Source organism: Nocardioides sp. (assembly GCF_041600255.1).
In the GTDB taxonomy this organism is placed as follows: domain Bacteria; phylum Actinomycetota; class Actinomycetes; order Propionibacteriales; family Nocardioidaceae; genus Nocardioides.
The window spans coordinates 1-3,623 of record NZ_JBFIKK010000209.1; the positions used below are offsets into that span (position 1 = coordinate 1).

Sequence of the window (3,623 nt, forward strand, 5' to 3'; positions counted from 1 at the left end):
CCCGATGCCGTCGGGCACGCCCGGCGACCCGATGTACTGGTTCAGCCCGGTGCGGCGCGGAGTCCTGCCGATCGACCACCTGGTGGTCTCCCGCTCCCTGCGGCGCTCGCTGCGGGACTTCGAGATCCGCCTCGACACCGAATTCGCGGCGGTGATCGACGGGTGCGGCTCCCCGGACCGGGACTCCGGCTGGATCGACGACGAGATCCGGGCCGCCTACTGCGAGCTGCACCGCCTCGGCTGGGCGCACTCGGTGGAGGCCTGGCAGGACGGGCAGCTCGTCGGCGGCCTGTACGGCGTGGCGATCGGCGGGCTCTTCGCGGGGGAGTCGATGTTCCACCGGGTGCGCGACGCCTCGAAGGCCGCCCTGGTCGGGCTGGTCCGGCTGCTCGACGACGAGCACGCCGCCGACCGGCTGATCGATGTGCAATGGCTCACGCCCCATCTCGGCACGCTGGGTGTGGTGGAGATCCCACGCGCGACGTACCTGCGCCGCCTGCCGCGGGCGCTCGCCCTGCCCGAGCCGGCGGCCTGGCGCCACCCCGCCGAGGAGTGAGGCTGGCGCAATGGGGCAGGGTGGAGAGGATTCCACCACTTGAGGAGAGCTGATCGAATGAAGCACGCACGCACCACCGGCCTGATCTCCGGGGCCACCCGGCTGCGCCGCAGCGGAGGCATCCTGGCGGCGACCCTGCTCGTGGCCGGCCTGGGCGCGGGTTGCGGCAGCGACGAGAAGAAGTCCGAGGAGACGGCCGACGCGCCGACCACCGCGGAGTTCTGCACCGCCTACAACAGCCTGTTCGAGTCGATCGAGGCCGGTGAGCAGCCCACGGACGCCGAGGCCGTCGCCGCGCTGAAGTCGTGGGCCGCCGAGCTCGAGAGCACGGGCGCGCCCGAGGACATGCCCGAGGACGCCCAGGCCGGTCGCGAGATCGTGGTCGAGACGATCGAGTCGCTCGACGACGACGCCACCACCGAGGACATCCAGGCGGTCGGCTCCGACCTGAGCGCCGAGGACGAGAAGTCCTCGACCGCCTTCGGCGCCTACGCGCAGAAGACCTGCACCGAGATCCCGGGCGACCCCTCCGAGACCGACCCCGAGACCGACCCCGAGTCCGACCCGGAGTCCGAGCCCAGCAACTGATCCACCCCCGCACCACCCAGCAGGACCAGCACCACCAGCAGTACGACGCGTGCCGCCGGCCTCTCAGAGGCCGGCGGCACGCACCATCTCGTCGACCTCCGCGTCGCCCAGCGCGGCGCCCTCGGAGCGCAGCTGCTCGGTCGACACCGCGTCGCTGAGCGGGTCGAGCACGTCGTGCAGCCTGCTCCACACGTCGGGGGTGCGCGGTGAGCCGAGCCGCTCGCACACGGCGTCGCTGGCGCCGACCAGTCGCCAGGCGTCCTCGGCCCGGCCCAGGCCGGCGTCCAGCAGCGCCACGTCCTCGAGCAGGCTGGCCAGCGCCCACGCGTCGTCGTAGGCGCGGTACGCCGCCAGCGCCTGGACGGCGTACTCCCGGGCCCGGTCGGTCTCGCCCAGGTCGCGGTGCACGTTGCTCAGGTTGTGGTGGCCCAGCGCCACCATCCAGGTGTCGCCGACCTCGGTGTGCAGCGCCATCGACTCCTCGAACCGCTCCCGGGCCTCCTCCGGACGGCCGCGCAGGATCGCGAGCATCCCGAGGTTGTTCTGCGAGATGCCGATCGCCCAGCGGTCGCCGATCTCGCGGCGCAACGCCAGCGCCTGCTCGCCGAGTCGGCCGGCCTCGTCGTAGTCGCCCTGGTACTCCGCGACCACGGCCAGGTTGCTGAGCAGGGCCGCCATCCCGGTCCGGTCCCCGAGCCGCTCCCGGATCTCCAGGCTGCGGGCGTAGGAGGCCTGCGCGGTCTCGAAGTCGCCCTGCTGCGCCGAGAGCGTGCCGGACAGGTGCCACACCTGGCCGGCGCCGGCGTCGTCGCCCAGCTCGGCGAAGTCGGTGGCGGCCCGGTCCAGCCCGATCGCCGCCTCGTCGTACCGGCCGCGCTTGCGGGCCACCTCGGCCAGCCAGGTCCGCGCCCAGGTCGCGCCGCTGCGGTCCTGGTGCTGGGTGGCCAGCACCAGCGCCTGGTCGTACGACGCCTCCGCGCCGGCCCAGTCGCCCTGGAGCTCGAGGGTCTTGCCGATCCGGACCTGGATCTCGGCCTGCTCGGGGCCGGGCAGCAGGTCGACCAGGCGCCGGTAGCAGAGCAGCGCGGCGGCATGGTCGTAGCGAGCCTGCGCGGCCTCGCCGGCCAGCCGCAGGTAGTGCCGTTTCTTGGCCTCGTCGTCGCCGTGCCAGAAGTGGTGCGCCAGTTGGTCGAGCCAGCGGGCGGGGTCGCCGAGGACACCGGACTCCAGGGCTCGGGCGACCCGCTCGTGCAGCATCCGGCGCAGCCTGAACGGCAGGCTCTCGTAGGCGACGTCGCGCAGCAGCGCCTGGGTGAAGATCCAGGCGGCGCCGGCCAGGTCCTCCGGCTCGGCGACCTCGCTGCGCTCGAGCTCCTTGAGCGCCCGGTGGATGTCGCCCTCGGCGCCGAGCTCGGGGTAGCCGTGCACCAGGACGACCTCGTCGAAGGCCCGGCCGACGACGCTGGCGACCTTGGCGGTGCGGCGCGGGGTCTCCGCGAGCCGGTCGAGCCGGCTCAGCATCAGCCCGTGCAGGGTGGCCGGCAGGTCGAGGGTGTCGGCAGGTCGGGGGCCGAGGCCGTCCGCGCCCGGCTCGCTGGCGCGCTCGTGCAGGTAGCGGCAGAGCTCGCGCACCCAGAGCGGGTTGCCGTCGGAGCGGTCCACGACGAGCTGGACCAGCCGGTCGTCGACCTCGTGGTCCTCGCCGAAGGTCGCCTGCAGCTCCGCGCGGGCCAACTGCACGGTCTGCTCCACGGCGAGCCGTTCGAGCTGGATCTCGGTGACCTCGACGAAGCGATCCAGCCCCAGCCCCAGCCCCAGCCCCGACCCCAGCCCCGACCCCGGCGCGGGCTCGGGTGTCGGCCGGTGGCCCAGCAGCACGCCGACGGGCAGGTCGGCCAGGGTGCGGCAGATCGCGGTGAGCAGGTCCCGGGAGAGCGGGTCGAACTGGTGGGCGTCGTCGAGGACGAGCAGGACGGGCTCGCTGGCCGTGGACTCCAGCAGCCGGACGGCGAGCTGCTCCAGGCTGGTCTTGCGGAGCTTGGCGTCGAAGCTGGCGGTCAGCTCGTTGTCGGCCAGCGGGATCCCGACCAGGCTGCCGACCAGCGGCAGCCGGGGCCGCAGGTCTTCGGGCAGCACGTCGGCCAGGTGGGTGGCGACGTCGGCGGCGACCATCCCGTCCTCGACGCCCACCAGGGCGCGCCAGATGTCCCACCAGGGCTCGTACGCCGCGACCGCGCCGTAGGAGCTGGCGTCACCGACGTGCACGGTCAGGCCGTCGCGCCGGGCCCGGGCGACGCCCTCGGCCAGCAGCCGGGACTTGCCGGTGCCGATGTCGCCGACGACCTCGACCAGGCGTCCCGCCCCGCCGGCGACGGCGTCGAGCGCGGCCCGCAGGGTGGCGAGCTCCTGTTCCCGGCCGACCAGGGCGGTGGCGTGCGCGGCGGCCAGGTCGAGACCGTGGGAGCCGAGCAGGGGCGAG

3 protein-coding genes are annotated in these 3,623 nt (G+C 74.1%); 2 read left to right on the forward strand and 1 reads right to left on the reverse strand.

The genetic code is table 11. The annotated features are described in order from the left end of the window. On the forward strand, positions 1-556 hold a 556-nt coding region (gene aat, locus ABZE72_RS16265), incomplete at its 5' end, for a leucyl/phenylalanyl-tRNA--protein transferase (protein WP_372730081.1). Between the two features lie 57 nt (positions 557-613). Continuing rightward, complete coding sequence (locus tag ABZE72_RS16270; protein ID WP_372730082.1) at positions 614-1,144, forward strand: hypothetical protein; 531 nt, start codon at positions 614-616, stop codon at positions 1,142-1,144. Positions 1,145-1,207: 63 nt separating this feature from the next. Here the strand turns inward: ABZE72_RS16270 and ABZE72_RS16275 are convergent. Continuing rightward, on the reverse strand, positions 1,208-3,623 hold a 2,416-nt coding region (locus tag ABZE72_RS16275; protein ID WP_372730083.1), incomplete at its 5' end, for a tetratricopeptide repeat protein.

What these genes read in the sequence shown, in the direction of transcription:
- ABZE72_RS16270 (WP_372730082.1), top strand. Translation starts at nt 614, where the DNA reads ATGAAGCACGCACGCACCACCGGCCTGATCTCCGGGGCCACCCGGCTG.